The sequence below is a fragment of the Brevundimonas intermedia genome, assembly GCF_027922165.1.
Taxonomy (GTDB): Bacteria; Pseudomonadota; Alphaproteobacteria; order Caulobacterales; family Caulobacteraceae; genus Brevundimonas; species Brevundimonas intermedia.
Genome location: NZ_BSFD01000003.1, coordinates 68,727 through 83,108, shown reverse-complemented (window position 1 = coordinate 83,108; position 14,382 = coordinate 68,727). Strand labels below are relative to the sequence as shown.

The 14,382-nt window shown below is 67.4% G+C and carries 18 protein-coding genes; 8 read left to right on the top strand and 10 right to left on the bottom strand.

Going from position 1 to position 14,382, the window contains the following annotated elements:
- The first annotated feature begins 80 nt into the window (after positions 1–80).
- The 3 genes from PKE72_RS07610 (at position 81) to gltX (ending at position 2,544) form a co-directional block, all read left to right on the top strand.
- Positions 81–506: a flagellar assembly protein FliX gene (locus tag PKE72_RS07610; RefSeq protein WP_271164776.1), complete on the top strand. Its 426-nt coding sequence runs from the start codon at positions 81–83 to the stop codon at positions 504–506.
- A 176-nt stretch (positions 507–682) separates the two neighbouring features.
- On the top strand, positions 683–1,117 hold the full coding sequence (gene dksA, locus PKE72_RS07605; protein WP_271164775.1) for an RNA polymerase-binding protein DksA: 435 nt from the start codon (positions 683–685) through the stop codon (positions 1,115–1,117).
- Positions 1,118–1,209: 92 nt separating this feature from the next.
- Complete coding sequence (gene gltX / locus PKE72_RS07600; protein WP_271164774.1) at positions 1,210–2,544, top strand: glutamate--tRNA ligase; 1,335 nt, start codon at positions 1,210–1,212, stop codon at positions 2,542–2,544.
- A gap of 16 nt (positions 2,545–2,560) precedes the next feature.
- On the opposite strand, the gene PKE72_RS07595 is transcribed toward gltX, so the two are convergent.
- Together PKE72_RS07595 and PKE72_RS07590 are read right to left on the bottom strand one after the other, a co-directional pair.
- On the bottom strand, positions 2,561–2,854 hold the full coding sequence (locus PKE72_RS07595) for a DUF8200 family protein (RefSeq protein WP_271164773.1): 294 nt from the start codon (positions 2,852–2,854) through the stop codon (positions 2,561–2,563).
- A gap of 105 nt (positions 2,855–2,959) precedes the next feature.
- Positions 2,960–3,565 (bottom strand): LOG family protein, encoded by a 606-nt coding sequence (locus tag PKE72_RS07590; RefSeq protein ID WP_271164772.1) that lies wholly within the window; start codon positions 3,563–3,565, stop codon positions 2,960–2,962.
- A 111-nt stretch (positions 3,566–3,676) separates the two neighbouring features.
- On the opposite strand from PKE72_RS07590, the gene PKE72_RS07585 reads away from it, so the two are divergent.
- Entirely contained in the window at positions 3,677–4,420 is a 744-nt protein-coding gene (locus PKE72_RS07585) for a hypothetical protein (RefSeq protein WP_271164771.1), read from the top strand.
- Between the two features lie 109 nt (positions 4,421–4,529).
- On the opposite strand, the gene panC is transcribed toward PKE72_RS07585, so the two are convergent.
- Positions 4,530–5,390, bottom strand: a complete 861-nt coding sequence (gene panC, locus PKE72_RS07580) for a pantoate--beta-alanine ligase (RefSeq protein WP_271164770.1) — start codon at positions 5,388–5,390, stop codon at positions 4,530–4,532.
- Positions 5,391–5,465: 75 nt separating this feature from the next.
- Here panC and PKE72_RS07575 point away from each other — a divergent pair, with 75 nt between their 5' ends.
- The 3 genes from PKE72_RS07575 to PKE72_RS07565 all read left to right on the top strand — a co-directional run bounded on the left by PKE72_RS07575 (position 5,466) and on the right by PKE72_RS07565 (position 7,571).
- The gene (locus PKE72_RS07575; protein ID WP_271164769.1) at positions 5,466–6,170 is read left to right on the top strand and encodes an SPOR domain-containing protein; all 705 of its coding nucleotides are present in this window, start codon (positions 5,466–5,468) and stop codon (positions 6,168–6,170) included.
- Positions 6,171–6,298: 128 nt separating this feature from the next.
- Complete coding sequence (locus tag PKE72_RS07570) at positions 6,299–7,135, top strand: division plane positioning ATPase MipZ (protein ID WP_271164768.1); 837 nt, start codon at positions 6,299–6,301, stop codon at positions 7,133–7,135.
- Between the two features lie 16 nt (positions 7,136–7,151).
- Positions 7,152–7,571: a J domain-containing protein gene (locus tag PKE72_RS07565; RefSeq protein WP_271164767.1), complete on the top strand. Its 420-nt coding sequence runs from the start codon at positions 7,152–7,154 to the stop codon at positions 7,569–7,571.
- A gap of 21 nt (positions 7,572–7,592) precedes the next feature.
- Here the strand turns inward: PKE72_RS07565 and PKE72_RS07560 are convergent, their stop codons facing one another.
- The 7 genes from PKE72_RS07560 to PKE72_RS07530 all read right to left on the bottom strand — a co-directional run bounded on the left by PKE72_RS07560 (position 7,593) and on the right by PKE72_RS07530 (position 14,063).
- Complete coding sequence (locus PKE72_RS07560; RefSeq protein ID WP_271164766.1) at positions 7,593–8,948, bottom strand: ABC transporter permease; 1,356 nt, start codon at positions 8,946–8,948, stop codon at positions 7,593–7,595.
- A complete protein-coding gene (locus PKE72_RS07555; protein ID WP_271164765.1) occupies positions 8,945–9,895 on the bottom strand; it encodes an ABC transporter ATP-binding protein in 951 nt (316 codons plus the stop codon). The genes PKE72_RS07560 and PKE72_RS07555 overlap by 4 nt, the downstream gene beginning before the upstream one ends.
- Before the next feature lie 75 nt (positions 9,896–9,970).
- The gene (locus PKE72_RS07550) at positions 9,971–11,857 is read right to left on the bottom strand and encodes a CocE/NonD family hydrolase (protein ID WP_271164764.1); all 1,887 of its coding nucleotides are present in this window, start codon (positions 11,855–11,857) and stop codon (positions 9,971–9,973) included.
- A gap of 67 nt (positions 11,858–11,924) precedes the next feature.
- Positions 11,925–12,560 carry a M23 family metallopeptidase gene (locus PKE72_RS07545; protein ID WP_271164763.1) on the bottom strand — a complete coding sequence of 212 codons (636 nt, stop codon included), beginning with the start codon at positions 12,558–12,560 and terminating at the stop codon, positions 11,925–11,927.
- A gap of 163 nt (positions 12,561–12,723) precedes the next feature.
- Positions 12,724–12,948 carry a YdcH family protein gene (locus tag PKE72_RS07540; protein ID WP_271164762.1) on the bottom strand — a complete coding sequence of 75 codons (225 nt, stop codon included), beginning with the start codon at positions 12,946–12,948 and terminating at the stop codon, positions 12,724–12,726.
- 36 nt (positions 12,949–12,984) lie between these two features.
- A complete protein-coding gene (locus PKE72_RS07535; protein WP_271164761.1) occupies positions 12,985–13,467 on the bottom strand; it encodes a TIGR02444 family protein in 483 nt (160 codons plus the stop codon).
- Positions 13,464–14,063, bottom strand: a complete 600-nt coding sequence (locus PKE72_RS07530) for a UbiX family flavin prenyltransferase (RefSeq protein ID WP_271164760.1) — start codon at positions 14,061–14,063, stop codon at positions 13,464–13,466. Before PKE72_RS07530 ends, PKE72_RS07535 begins: the two co-directional genes overlap by 4 nt.
- A gap of 116 nt (positions 14,064–14,179) precedes the next feature.
- Here PKE72_RS07530 and PKE72_RS07525 point away from each other — a divergent pair, with 116 nt between their 5' ends.
- The gene (locus tag PKE72_RS07525) at positions 14,180–14,353 is read left to right on the top strand and encodes a YdcH family protein (RefSeq protein WP_267516034.1); all 174 of its coding nucleotides are present in this window, start codon (positions 14,180–14,182) and stop codon (positions 14,351–14,353) included.
- The last annotated feature ends 29 nt before the right edge of the window (positions 14,354–14,382 follow it).

The window sequence follows — 14,382 nt, the reverse complement described above, 5'->3', positions numbered from 1 at the left end:
TTCGGCAGTATTTGCCGGGCCGTTAACCAAACGGTCATTCCGTTCGCTAAGGATGCCAGCATGAGCCGGAGCACGCGCCGATGAAGGTCACAGGGACGACGGGACCCAGCGCCCCTGCCGGCGGCAAGGCCGCACGTTCCGCGTCCGGTTTTTCGCTGGGCCAGACTTCGGCGACTCCCGGGGCAGCCGCCCCGGCGGCCAGCGCTGCAGCCTCGACCGTCGCGGACGTCTCGGCCCTGATGGCGCTACAGGGGGTCGAGGGGCCGCTTGAGAAACGGCGTCGCGCCGTGAAGCGGGGTGCGGGCCTGCTGGATCGTCTTGACGAAATGAAGCTGGCCCTGCTGTCCGGTGAGGCGGACGACGCGACTTTGGACCGACTCGCTCGGACGTTGCGCGAAGAGCGTCCGGATGATGGGAACCCCGAGTTGAACGCCCTGCTGGACCAGATAGACCTGCGGGCGTCGGTCGAGTTGGCCAAGGCAGAGCTTAGACGCGGCGGCGTCTGAAGCTAAAAACTTCGGGTTTTCAAAATTTACGGCCGAAACTGCGCGACAAATGTCACGCGGGCCACGCCCTTCGCCTAATCGTGATCACGGAATCGCGAGCGCCGTTGCCGGGACTCTCCGGGCTGACTATACGGCCCTTACGCCACAGGGGGGCGTGCTTAGAGAGCGTGAGTGCGATGAACGCTTTGGCGTCCGTTGTGTCCGACGAATCCGGTCTTTATCGGCCGTCTGACAATGAGCCGTTCATGAGTGAACGGCAGCTTGCCTATTTCAAAAAGAAGCTGCTGGACTGGAAGGATGAGATCCTTCGCGAGTCCAAGGGCACGGTGGTCAATCTGAAGGCCGAGACTGAGAATCACCCCGATCTGGTGGATCGGGCGTCGTCGGAATCGGATCGCGCGCTGGAGTTGCGCACCCGTGATCGTCAGCGCAAGCTGATCTCCAAGATCGATGACGCGCTGCGTCGGATCGAGGACGGTTCGTACGGCTATTGCGAGGACACCGGTGAACCGATCGGTTTGGGGCGTCTCGAAGCCCGTCCGACGGCGACGCTGTCGGTCGAAGCCCAGGAACGCCACGAACGCCGCGAACGCGTCCACCGCGACGACTGATCGTTCTATTGACGGCGCTTGGCGGCCCTGCGGCCTTGACTTCGCCGGGTTGCGGCGCGACCTAGCCGCCTCGCTTTCAAGGTCGCTCCCCTATGTCCGTCAAGGTCCGTTTCGCCCCGTCGCCTACGGGTAAGTTGCACGTCGGCAATGTCCGCACCGCCCTGGTGAACTGGCTGTTCGCCAAGGGACAGGGCGGTTCCTTCGTGCTGCGGATCGACGACACCGACCTGGCGCGCTCCACGCCCGAGTTCGAACAGGGGATCGAGGACGATCTGACCTGGCTGGGGATGCCGTGGGACGAGCGTTACAACCAGTCCAAGCGGTTCGACCGCTACGAAGAGGCCGCCGCCAAGCTCAAGGCGTCGGGACGGCTGTATCCCGCCTATGAGACCGCTGACGAACTGGACCGTCGTCGCAAGGTTCAGCTGTCGCGCGGCCTGCCGCCGATCTACGACCGCGCCGCCCTGGAGCTGACCGAAGACCAGAAGGCCGCCTACGAGGCCGAGGGCCGCCGTCCGCACTGGCGGTTCAAGCTGGAAGGCAAGCGTGTCGCCTGGGAAGACCTGGCGCGCGGCCATGCCGAGGTGGACACCGCCTCCATGTCGGACCCGGTTTTGATCCGCGAGGACGGCCTGTTCCTCTACACCCTGCCGTCCGTGGTCGACGATATCGATATGGCCATCACCCACATCATCCGGGGCGAGGATCACGTCACCAACACCGGCGCGCAGATCGAGATCTTCGAAGCCCTGGGCGCCACGGTTCCCGGTTTCGCCCACATGCCGCTGCTGGTCGGCGCCGACGGCGCGGCCCTGTCCAAACGCCTGGGCTCGCTGTCGATCAGCGACATGCGCGACCAGGGCTATGAGCCGATCGCCATCACCAGCCATCTGGGCCGGATCGGCACCTCGGATCCGCTGGAAGTCGGCGAGTCGGTCCAGGCCTTGGGCGCCAGCTTCGCCTTCACCAAGATGGGACGTTCGCCGGCGCGCTATGATACCGCGGATCTGGACCGGCTCAACGCCCAGGCGCTGCACGTGATGGACTATGCGACGGCCCAACCGCGGCTACAGGCATTGGACGCCGACCTGGGCGAAGCCTTCTGGTCGATCGTGCGTGGAAACCTGAACAAGTTCGCCGATGTGGTTGAAATGGCGAAGATCGTACGTGGCCCGATCCAGCCGGTAATCGAGGACGCGGCCTTCATCGCCGCCGCCGCCGCCCTGCTGCCTGAAGTGATCGACGACACCGCCTGGTCCACCTGGACCAACGCCGTCAAGGCTGAGACGGGGGCCAAGGGAAAGGCGTTGTTCATGCCGCTGCGTCTGGCGCTGACGGGGCAGGCGCATGGGCCGGATATGGCGGCCATGGCGCCGCTGATCGGTCGTGAAACCATACAGCGGCGTCTGAAAGGCGAGGCGGCCTAAACCGCCTCGACCTGGATCAGGCGTTGCAGACGGCCAGTTCGTCGGCGCCCAGGGCGACGCCCTTGTAGGAGAAGGCCGTCACGCGGCCGAACTTCTGCACGACGCGACGGCAGGCGCGCGTCGCCGGCTGTTCCGTCCCGCCCGCAGCGGTGCAGGTCGCGCCTTCGCAGGACCAGCGGGCGCCGTCGATGATGGTGGCGCGCACGGGTGCGGTGGCGGCGTCGGCCAGGGTCAGGCGGGTGGCGGCGGGGGCTTCGGCCATCGCGGGGGCGGCGGCGAACAAGGCTGCGGCGACGAGCAGGACGCGCATGATAAATCTCCGGATTGAAGAACGGCGTCGTGCCGTCGTGGCCAATGTCAGTTTTCGATAAAAACTGTCAACCCGGCCCGGCAAATATTTATGAGCGACGATAACCTATCGACGATCATACTTCCTTTCGGTTGCGCCGTTCCCGCCCTGAATCTGGGCCATGGCTTCCTCGACCGTTTCGGCCACGGTCCAGGCCTCCAGGAAGTCGGCGGGGGTCATGCCCTCTTCGACACTGTGGCGCATTAGGGCGAAGAAGCCGTCCCAGAAGCCGTTCAGATTGAGGAAGACGACCGGCTTCTGATGCAGGTCCAGCCGCTTCCACGACAGCAGTTCCACGACCTCTTCCAGGGTGCCGATGCCCCCGGGCGCGACCACGAAGGCGTCGGACTGATCGTACATCAGCTGTTTGCGCTCGTGCATCGAGGTCACGACGACGGTCTCGACCTCGTCGAACAGGCGTTCACGGCTGCGCAGGAAGGCGGGCATGATGCCGACGACGCGGCCGCCGGCTTCGTGCGCGCCGCGCGCCGAGGCGCCCATCAGGCCGACGCCGCCACCGCCATAGACGAGCCGCCAACCGGCTTGCGCCGTCGCCCTGCCGAAGGCGTGCGCGGCCTCGGTGTAGGCCGGGTCGGCCCGGTCGGAAGAGCCGCAGAACAGGCAGACGGACGGGCCGTCGAAGGGAAGGAACGAAACGGGGGGCAGGGACATGGAGCCTCGGACTGAACGAATGCGCGATCGACCCATGGTCAAACCGGCGGCGCCCGGGGTAACAGATTCTCGGGCGGCTTGGCCGTCAGCCATATATCGTTGAGGCGCAGGATGAAACGCCGGATCACCGCCACGGTCGTCTTGGCCGCGACCCTGGTCGCGGCGGCCTCCGGCTGCTCGAAGCAAGGCGAGGGCGCGGCGAAGGCCGTGGACGAACCGACGGCGTCCGTCTGGGTGCAGCCGCCCCTCGTCGAGGCGGCCATGCGCGACGGGGCCGACGTCGTCGTGCGAGGGCGGGCGGGGCCGAACGCCAGGGTCGTTCTGCGCGGGACTGACGGCGCCGCCGTCGCTGTCGCCGCCGATGCGGCAGGGCGCTTCGAACTGCGCGTTCCGGTCGGGACGGGCGACCTCCGATTGACGCCCGAAGTTCAGGTGGGCGAGGACGCCGCGCCGTCCCCGGAAACGCTTGTACTTATTGGGGGCGGCGCCGGCCCGCTGTTGTTGATTGCGTCGGGCGAACCGACGCGGCGTCTGGACGGCCGGGGCGTTCTGGACGCTGTCGATTCGGACGGGGCCGCCGTCATTCTGTCCGGTCGAACCGCCGGCGATCTGCCGAATGTCTTGATCGATGGGGCGCGTATCTCGGTCATGCGAGGTCCTGAAGGCGCTTGGCGCGCCACGGCGCCCGGCGGCGGCACAGCCGTCATCGAAGTTGATGGCGCGAGGTTCGCCTTTCCCGGTTTCGGGGCGCAGTCCGACTTTACGCCGGTCCGCGCCGGCGACGGCTGGCGTCTGACCTGGCCCACAGGACAGAGCGGCCGTCAGACGGCCTGGCTGCCAGACCGACGTTCGTAATACATTGTTAACCGAAGCGCTCAATGAAGGATCTGTCCCTTTTTGGGACGCACCATCACCGAACCTTTTCAAAGCCCGGCGCTCGCGTCGGGTTCTTTTTTGCGGCGTCTCAGACGGCCCTGTTGTCGATCAGCCGAGTCTTGCCCAGCCAGGCGGCGACCAGGATGCGCGCCGGCCCGTCCACCACGCCGTCGCGGAACGGCGACAGATCTTCGGCGTGTCGGACCGTGACATAGTCGATCCGTTCGAACCCGGCCTTCAGGATGGCGGAATAGGCGTCCCGCTCAACGCCCGGCAGGGGGCGTCCTGCAGAGGCTGCTGCGGCGGCCTCAGCCAGAATCTGGTTCAGGCGTCGCGCGACGCCCAGCTCGGCTTCGGACAGATAGTCGTTGCGTGAAGACAGGGCCAAGCCGGCCGCGTCACGTTCGGTCGGCGCCGCGACGATCTCGACCGGCAGGTCCAGGTCGCGCACAAAACGACGAATGACCATCAGCTGCTGGTAGTCCTTCTCGCCGAACACGGCGAGGTCCGGCTGAACCTGGTTGAACAGCTTGGTGACGACCAGGGCGACCCCGCCGAACATCTGGGGACGGAAGTCGCCCTCCAGCCCAAGCGCCGGCCCGGCAACGGCGACGCTGGTGGCGAAGCCCTGCGGGTACATCTCCTCCGGCGTCGGGGCGAACATCAGATGGCAGCCCGCCCCGGACAGCAGGCGGGCGTCTTCTTCCTGACGGCGGGGATAGCGGCCCAGATCCTCGTGGGCGGCGAACTGGGTCGGATTGACGAAGTTCGAGGCCACGACACGGTCCGCCCGGCGGCCGGCCTCGCGCACGAGAGTCAGATGGCCTTCGTGCAAGGCCCCCATGGTCGGAACCATGCCCACTGTCAGGCCTTGTCTTTTCCAGTCGCGCACGACGGCGCGTAGATCCGCCACGGTGTGGACGACGGGGAGGGACGCAGGCTCGGTCATGGTGAAGCGGTTAACCCTTCGGCTTAAGCGTGTTGATGCACCAGACCTCAAACCCTGGCGGCTAGGGTCGTGCTTATGACGCCAGCACGAGCGACCCGTCCAGTTCTGATCACGCTCGCCCTGACCCTCGCAGGGTGTGGGGCCGTCGATGGTACGCCCCAGAGCTTCCGCGCCATGGCCGAGCACGTGGCCGCCATCGACATTCCCATGGACCCTGGGTCCGCGACGTCGAGCGGCGACACGCCCCGCCCGACCGCCAAGGACCAGGGGCTGCGCCCCCTAAAGTTTTCGCCCGCCCATGTGGCCGTGATGAGCCCACATGAAATGTGGGACGCGCGGGACGCACTGAGCAGCGGGGGCTCCATCGTCTCGGCGGACGCCGATGGCGACGGACTTCGCGACGCCGTGGTGCGGATGGTGCGCCCGGCGGTCGAAAGCGCTGTCGAAGCGGCCCCGGCGGTGATGGTCAAGGCTGTCGCCGAACGCGCCGCGCCGGTTGAAGCGCCTCGGCTGCGTGCCGCCGTGGTTCGGACCGAGCCTCGCCCTGCCGGGCGAATGATCCAGCTGGGCGCCTTTTCCAGTCCGGCCGGAGCCCAGGCGGCCTGGGCCCGATTGAAAGCCCGCGCGGACCTGTCCAACCTGTCGCCGGTGTTCGAGCGGGTCGAAGTCAACGGTCGCAGTCTGACCCGTTTGAAAGTCGGCCCGATTCCGACCGAGGCGGCGTCGGCCCTGTGCGCCGCCGCCCAGGTGGCGGACCCCTGGTGCCGCCGCGCCGGTTGAGCGGCAGGACCGAAGTCCACAGATACGCGTTAACGCCTCGTTGACGTTTGGCCTCCGTGGGCCGACTCTGACCCGTCCAAAGGCCGCGCAGTGTTGAGTCGCGTCGGTCGCCAAAGAGGGTTTCCTCCATGACGCAGCCTCACGTGATCGTCCTCGGCAACGAAAAGGGCGGGGCAGGCAAGTCCACCCTGGCGATCCATATCGTCACGGGCCTGCTGCATGCGGGCCGTTCGGTGGCCATTATCGACCTGGATTTGCGCCAGCGGTCGATGCAGAGGTTCTTCACCAACCGTCTGGCCTGGCTGGCCGCGAACAATCAGCAACTGCCCCAGCCCTTCATGCCCGACATGGGCGACGGCAAGGCCTTGGCGAAAGGCGGGACGGTTGAGCAGATCGCCGCCTTCGAGCGCGCCTTCGATGAAGCCGTGGCGGCCGGCGTGGACGCCATCCTCATCGACACCCCTGGCGGCGACACTGCCGTGTCCAACGCCGCTCACGCCCGGGCTGACCAGATCGTGACGCCGATGAACGACAGTTTCGTCGATTTCGACCTGCTGGGCGAAGTGGATCCGGTGACGCTGGACCTGCTGAAACCCTCGATCTATTCCGAAAGCGTCTGGGAGGCGCGCAAGGTCCGCGCGATCAGCCAGGGCCGGAACGCCACCATCGACTGGCTGGTCGTGACCAACCGCCTGGCGGTCGCCGAGGCGCGCAACCGCAAACGTCTGGAAGAGCGGATGAACAAGCTGGCCAAACGGGTCGGTTTCCGTGTCGGCCCCGGCCTGCGCGATCGCGTCATCTATCGCGAGCTGTTCCCGTTCGGCCTGACGGTCGCGGACCTGTCCAACGACATCCGTCCGGTGGCCGTGTCCCTGGCCCACGTCGCCGCGCGGCAGGAGCTGCGCAACCTGATGAAGGCCATGGGGCTGGAACAGGCTCTGGCCCCGCTGGACGTGGCGGCCTGAACGACCGGATAAGGTCGTGAATCTGATCGCCCTGGCCCTGGCGGCGATCGCCCTTTGGACCCTGGTGCGGCTGGGCCGCCAGACGGAACGGCGGGGCAGTGCCCACTGGCGTGTGACCGCGACCCTGCTGGGATCGGTGCTGCTGGCCGGCGGCGCCCTGGCGGCCTTCAGGGGCGCCTGGCTATGGGCTGTGGTCCTGGCGGCGACGGGCCTCTATCTGGCCTGGTCTTCGCGCCTGCGCAGCCCCATCCGCTCCGAACCGATCAGCGAGGCCGACGCCCGCGCCGTCCTGGGCGTCGGCCGCGACGCGACCGAGGCCGAAATCCGCGCCGCCTGGAAAAAGGCCATGGGCCGCGCCCACCCCGACCAGGGCGGCACGGAAGGTTTGGCGACCCGCGTCAACGCGGCGCGCGACAGGCTGCTGAAGAAGCCCTGACCCCACCGAAGCCGCACGCCTTCAGCGCCCGGTGATCGCCCGCCCGAAGCTCTTCCAGCTCAGCTTCACGTCCGACAGAGCGCCGGCGCGGAAGGCCCGTCCGGCGATCCAGACCATGAAGCCGGCGGTGGCGAACATGCCGATCAGGGTCAGGACGATCTCGATCAGCGGCGGATCGCTGGGCGCCCGGGCGCTCATCAGGAAGGGCGTGAAGAAGGGGATCCAGGACAGAACCTTGACCGCCGGCGCATCGGGGCTGGCCAGGGCCATCTGCATGACGATGATCGGCACGACCAGCACCATCATGATCGGCCCCATCAGGGTCTGGGCGTCGCGCGGCGTCTCGCAAAAGGCGCCGATGGCCGCGAACAGCACGGCGTACATCAGATAGCCGCCGACCATATAGGCGATGAAATAGAAGATCAGTCCGTCGTCCATCAGCACCTGACCCACCGTCGCCGCCATGTCGGGCGATGCGGACACCAGGCCGAACGTGCCGATCCCGCCCCAGACCGCCAGCACGCTCAGGGTCAGCATCGCCACCCCCAGCACCTTGCCGGTCAGGATCTCGGTCGCTGAGGCCGACGACAGCAGCACCTCCAGGATCTTGTTCGACTTCTCCTCCATCACGCTGTTCAGCAGGATGGAGGCCCCGGTGATCACCAGGGACCACAGCAGGAAGCCGGCGCCCAGGCCGATATAGGACGGGATGCGGTCACGCATCGAAACCTCGCCCCCGCTCGCAGCATTGGGCGAGAAGGCCTTCACCTCGGGGCGGAAGTTCTGAACCTCGGCGGCCACGGCGGGCGCCACCCCGGCGGCGGTCAGCAGTTCGGTGCGGCGGGCGTCACGCAGGGCGCCGCGGATGAACCCGGAAACGTCTCCATCGTTGGCGCGGCCGGTCCAGACCTGGGCGGCGGGCTTGCCCTCGACCCGGCTCAGGAAGACCACCGCGTCCAGGCGGCGGTCCTTCGGCGTCTCCTTGTCCAGGGCCGTCTTGATGGCGGCGTCGCGCGCCGGGCCGGTCGCTTCGGCGATGGCGGCAGGCGGGGCGACCAGGCGGATCTTGGGCCCGCTGATCGAGGCGACCGCGCGGCCGGCGCCGGCCTGTCCCTTTTCGGCGGCCTCGCGCAGACGCTCGTTCTGCCGGTCCAGATCGGACTGCAGCGAGGCGCGTACAGCGGCCGCCAGGCCTGCGGCGGCCGGGCCCTCCTCGATCACGGCCACGGCCTTGATCGGCTCGGCCGACTGGATCAGCAGCGGAATGCCGCCGCCGAGGACCGCGAACAGCGGGAAGGCCAGCAGCGACAGCCAGAAGCCGACGGTCTTGGCGTAGGCGACAAATTCGCGCCGGGCGATCAGCAGGGTGCGTTTCATTGGCTCGCCTCCGAGGGGGTGGCCGGTTGATCGGGATGGTCCCCGGTCAGGCCGATGAAGGCGTCGTGCAGCGTCGGCTCCTTCAGAGCAAAGCCGCGCACGTCCAGCCCGTTCAGGAAGGCCGCCTTCAGCGTCTCCTGGCCGCCCGCGCCGGGCGCCAGGGCGATCTTCAGCCGCCGCACCCCGTCCGTTTCTGACAGGGTCTCGACCCCCGCCACGCCGGGCAGGGTCGCCGCAGCCTCGGGCGTGATGGCGCCGTTCAGATCAAGGAAACGCGGCGAGGTGGCCTTGGCTTCGTCCACCGATCCCTCGAACGCCTTCTTGCCCCGCGCCAGCAGCACGACCTTGTCGCATAGCCGCTCGGCGTGTTGCATCACATGGGTCGAGAACAGGACGGTGGCTCCGTCCGCCGCCAGCCCCCGGATCATCTCTTCCAGACCCTGCTGGTTCATCGGGTCCAGGCCCGAGAAGGGCTCGTCCAGGATGACGAATTCGGGCTTGTGGACCACGGCGGCGATCAGCTGGACCTTCTGGGCCATCCCCTTGGACAGCTCCTTCATCTTCTTTTTCTGCGCCGCGCCCAGTCCCTGTTGCTCCAGCAGCAGCTTCGCGCGCTTCTTGCCCTCGTGCGTCGGCAGGCCCTTCAGGGCGCCGAAGAAGGCGATGGCCTCGACCGGCGTCATCTTCTTATAGAGGCCCCGCTCTTCGGGCAGGAAGCCGATCCGGTCCCGCACCGACCGACCATTTGGCGCGCCCAGAATGTCGATCCGGCCCGCCGTCGCCTCCTGCAGCCCCAGGATCATCCGCAGGGTCGAGGTCTTGCCCGCCCCGTTCGGCCCCAGGAAGCCGCAGATCGAGCCCTTGGGCACCTGGAAACTCAGATCGCGCACGGCGTCGAACCCGCCGTACCGCTTGCTTACGCTCTCCAGCGTCAACGCCGCCGTCATCTCGTCTCCCCCCACAGTTGCAGACAGCCTAGCAAGGCCGAAGCGGTTCAGGCCAGCCGCTTCGGCGTCGCGCTCCTACTTCAGGACGGGCAGTTCGATATAGGAGGCGTCCTCGCCCGCATGGTGGATGGCGTTATCGGCGATCACGCCCTGGGTTTCCGTCTCGTTGGGGCCGCCCGTGTTGAGGTTGCGCACGAACTTCGGGAAGTTGGAGCTGGTCACTTCCACGCGGATACGGTGGCCGGGCTGGAAGGTGTTGCTGACCGTCATCGGCGTGGGCTGCACCGTCGCCACCTGACCGGGCGTAAGCGGCTTCGGCTGCGCATAGCCGTCGCGGTACCGGGCCCGCATGATGGTGTCGCCCAGGATATAGGCCGTCCCGTCCGGCGCCACGTCCACCAGCTTGACGGCGAAGTCTGTGTCCTGCGCCGACGACGACACCTTCAGCACCGCATCGATGAAGCCCGTCACCTGCATCGGGGCCGTCAGCGGCTCGGACGTATAGACCAGCACGTCGTTGCGGGCCTCGATCGGCCGCTGGTCGAAGGCGCCGGCCGTGACCAGGCCGCCGTTGCAGCAGTCGCCGCCGCCGATGGTCTGGACCGGGTTCATCGGATCATAGCGATAGCGGTCGGCCGCCTCGCCGGCGGGCGGCGCCTCGAGGCTGAGGCGGCCGTCGCCGTTCAAGCTGTTGGCCGCTCCGCCCGAGCGCAGATACATCCGCACCGTCTCCACGCCCTGCGGCGGCCACTGGGCGGCGGTGCGCCACCTGTTCTCGCCCATGTTGAAATACTGGACGTGCGGGGTGGCGGCGGGGAAGGCGCGCGCCTCGCCCTTCAGCCACCGGTCGAACCAGGCGGCGACCAGGGCGTCGCTGTCAAAGCTGGCGTCGCCCAGGTCCCGGTCGCCCGAACGGAAGTTCGGTCCCAGGCCGCCAAAGGCGCAGTGGTTGTTCGGCCCCACCACCACATACTGGTTCTCGGCCGCCTCGCGGTCCTGCGTCGTCGAGCGGGCGTGGTTGAACAGTTCCATGTTCGGGCCGATGGACACATCATACCAGCTGTTGAACCACAGCGACGGCACGCCCCAGCCCATGTCGTCATGATACAGCCCCCCTTCGCGCCACGTCGGATCGTTCGGCGTGCGCGCGATCAGTTCCTCGAACGTCGCCGGCGGCTCGCCCAGGTCCTTCAGCATCTCGTTGACGGGCAGGTGGCGGATCTGGCTGGGCCAGTTCACCTCCGGCTTCTTGGCGTCCAGATCGTTGTAGCGGACCAGCCGGGCGCGGGTTTCCTGATCGATGTCGCCGGGGATCTGCGCTCGCAGCGGATTGTCCACACCGTACAGCCAGACGAAGAACAGGTTCCGGGGCACGCCGCCGGTGTACCAGTTGCCCTGTTCCTGGAACCGGCCGACCTTGCCGATGCCGGCGCCGGACGCTTGGGGGACCATGGCGGCGTGGGCCGGGTGGTTCTGAGCGGCCAGGGCCAACTGCCACTCGGCCGAGGACGAACAGCCCAGGGTGCCGACCTTGCCGTTCGACCAGGGCTGGGCCGCGATCCAGGTCAGAGCGTCATAACCGTCTTCCTGGGGATAGCCCAGAATCTCGTAATCGCCCTGCGAGAAGTAGCGCCCTCGCTCGTTCTGCATCACCAGCGCATAGCCCCGGCTGACCCAGGTCAGGGCGCTACGCGTCGTGCGGGCGTTATTGGCCAGCTCATTATAGGGCGTCCTGACGAAGACGGTGGGCAGGGGGCCCTTGGCGCCCTTGGGTCGGTATACATTGGTCGCCAGACCCACCCCGTCCCGCATCGGGACCATCACCGCCATTTCGACATCGGCGATGCGGGACAGTTCGGACTGGGCCGCCGCGTCGCTGTAGCGGTTGTAGTTCTCGGCCGAGGCGGCCATGGGCGCAGCCGCGAGGATCCCCGCGACGACGGCGGCGACAAATCTGTTCATGCTTGGGTCCCTCCCGAAGACGGAAGGTTAGGCCGACCCCGGCCCCTGTCGCAACACGCGTTCGGCTTCAGGTCGCCGTTTTGACCGCCACGGCGAAATGCCGACCCACCACCTTCGCCGGGTTGACCTGTCCGTCGCCGCGCCGGACTTCGAAATGCAGGTGGGGGCCGGTGGAATAGCCAGTAGAGCCGACCAGTCCGATCCGTTGGCCGTGCGTCACCGCATCGCCGCTGGCCACGTCGATCCGGCTGAGGTGCCCATACACGGTGCTGAGGCCGTTGGGGTGGCGGACCTCGATGAAATTGCCGTATCCGCCCGCGTCATAGCCGGTGCGAATGACCCGGCCCTCGGCTGCCGAGAACACGGACGTCCCCTTGGGGGCGGCGATATCGACGCCCTTGTGCGCGCGGGCGCGGGCCTCGATCGCCAACTTGCGCAGGCCGAAAGGGGAGTTGATCGCATAGCCGCGCACGGGCGCCGAGAATTCGATCTGGCGCATCACGGGACCGGCGGCCTCAACCTCGGCCTTGACGGGCGGGGCGACAGGGGCGGCGGCCAGGGCGGGCGGCGGAGTTTCGCGCGTTACGGCTGGCGCGGCGGCGGCGGCCAGCAAGGCCACAGCGGCGAAGGCGGCCGTCTGGCCGGACTGGATCAAAAGGGTCTTGCAACGCGCCAGGGGCGCATCGGTCAGCAGGCGTCGCATTCGGCGGCGTCTCCAGCGTGTTCACGCTCTGGATTGGCGGGAGGCGGCGACCAAAAGGCCGACCGGGCGTCCCGTGGGAGACGGGCTTATGCCTGCAGGCTGGGGCGACTTTTGGACCGCTATCCGGCGGCAGATGGTCGCATTTGACCGCCGTCGAACCGCGTCAGGCGATGATGTCCGGCAGAATCTGGTCCTCGATCTTCACGATCTCGTCCTTGATCGCCAGCTTCTTGCGCTTCAGCCGGGCGATCATCAGCTGGTCGGGAATGGCGGCCTCTGACAGGGCCTCGATGGAGGCCGAGAGGTCGGCGTGTTCGAGGCGCAGCAGTTTCAGGCGAGCCTGAAGGATCGCTTCTTCCTTGCTGATTACCGGTGCGTCGTCATTCATGGTGCAATCCCCGCCGCGCTTATAACCACCCGCGGCTCAGGCCGGAAGGGCGTCGGCGAGGCGGATCAAGGCCGGACGCGGCGTCACCTGCGCCCACACCCGCGCCGTGGCGACCAAGGCCTCTATGGCAGGACGAGGCGTCCCGGCCGCTTGTGGTGCGCCGTTGTTGGAAACCAAACCTTCCAGCGCCTCCAGCAGATGGCGTTCCGCCTCCAGCTCCAACGCCTTCACACGGTTCCGCACGGCCTCGCGCGGGCCGTCGTCGATGTCGGGGATCGGCGCCTTCAGGGTGCGACGGACCGCGCGCAGCGGCGCGACCACCACGCTGTCCCAGGCGCGGGCTGTGTCGCAGGCGGCCTCTATGGTTTCCGCATCCGGCTTCAGGCCGACGGCGGCGCTCCAGGCGGACCACAGCAGCAGCGGCACGTTCTGCTCATGATTGTCCTGCAAGGCGACGCAGGCCTCGCCGACGCCCGGCGCCCCATAGGCCGCGACCGCCCAATCCCAAAGGGGGGTCACTTCAGGCCCTCCCACCGCCGGACCGCGCTCCAGTCCAGCCCGAACAGATCCAGGGTGCGGCCGACCGACTGGTCCACCATCTCCATGATCGAATCTGGCCGGGCGTAGAAGGCGGGCAGGGGCGGGGCGATGGTGGCCCCCATCTCAGCCAGGGCGGTCATGGTCCGCAGATGGCCCAGATGGAACGGCGTCTCGCGCACCATCAACACCAGCGGCCGACGTTCCTTCAGCGTGACGTCGGCGGCGCGCGTCAGCAGGGACGAGGTCACGCCCGTGGCGACCTCGCTCATCGTCTTGACCGAACAGGGGGCGACGATCATGCCCAGGGTCTTGAACGAGCCCGAGGCGATGGTGGCGCCGACGTCGGCCAGCTTGTGAACCACCGAGGCCTTGGCGGTCAGGTCGGCGGGTGACAGATCCGTCTCCTGCGACAATGTGAGCAGGGCCGCCTTGGTGACGACCAAATGGCTCTCGACCCCCAGGTCCTTCAGCGCGTCCAGCACCCGCGCGCCGTAGATCGCTCCGGAAGCCCCTGAAATTCCAACCACCATTCGATAGGGAGGCTTGCGTATGGCTCCGTTCACATCATCGACCATTTTTGGGGTCAGCCTCCGTCGGGTTCGGCCAGGCGGGCCGTCACCGGAATGTGATTCCACAGCTCGCCAAACCGGGCGCTCACTCTACTGGTCCCTAACCTAAGGAGGCGCAAGCCATGACCATCGAGGCTCGTATTCGCGAACTGGGTAATCGTCATCGCACCCTGGATCAGACGATCCAGAAGGAGCTCACCCGTCCGTCCGTGGACACGTTGCAGGTCAGGGAGCTGAAGCAGAAGAAGCTTCGGTTGAAGGAACAGATCACCAGTCTGGAGGCGCGGGCCCACTAGGGGCGCACGACCTCCCGAAATGACGACGG